Origin of the sequence: Bartonella sp. AA2SXKL, assembly GCF_042197205.1 — a bacterium.
Taxonomy (GTDB): Bacteria; Pseudomonadota; Alphaproteobacteria; order Rhizobiales; family Rhizobiaceae; genus Bartonella.
In genome coordinates this window covers 1-640 of the sequence record NZ_JBHIRN010000209.1, presented here as the reverse complement: position 1 = coordinate 640, position 640 = coordinate 1, and the positions used below count along the sequence as shown (strand labels likewise).

The window sequence follows — 640 nt, the reverse complement described above, 5'->3', positions numbered from 1 at the left end:
GAAGCTATAGCTCTCCGTGCGTCACAAGTGCTTGCAAGAGTTGATATCCTAGCGGGTGAGGATACGCGGGTAACCCGTGTTTTGTTGGAACGCTACGGTAGTCAGAAAAAACCCTTTCTTTATCATGAATATAATGCACAAAAAGCAGGACCCAAGTTATTAACAGCTTTGGAAGAAAATAAAGCTATAGCGCTTGTATCCGATGCGGGAACACCGCTTATTTCTGATCCTGGATTTCGACTGGTAGAAGAAGCACGCAAAGCTGGTCACAAAATCGTTCCAATTCCTGGCGCATCAGCTCTTTTAGCAGCTCTTGTTGCGACGGGGCTTCCGACTGATAGTTTTTTCTTTGCTGGTTTTTTGAGTGCGCGTAAGGCACAACGCCAAAAGCGATTGGAACAATTAAAAACCATCCCTGCGACTTTGGTGTTTTATGAATCACCCCATCGTCTTGTCGAGACTTTACAGGATATGGTTGCTCTTTTTTCGGCTGATCGTCCTGCTGCAATCTGCCGTGAATTAACAAAAAAGTTTGAAACAGTCGATGTTTCCAATTTAGGTAATTTGTCGGAGAGTTACGGGAAACAAGCCCATATTCGTGGGGAAATTGTTGTGCTTGTTGGACAAAAACTTTCCTCTT

1 protein-coding gene is annotated in these 640 nt (G+C 44.1%); it reads left to right on the top strand.

Features of this window, described 5'->3' with window-relative positions; genetic code table 11:
* Positions 1-640 (top strand): 16S rRNA (cytidine(1402)-2'-O)-methyltransferase (gene rsmI / locus ACFINS_RS10730; protein ID WP_375706265.1); only part of this gene is annotated, 640 nt, incomplete at both ends.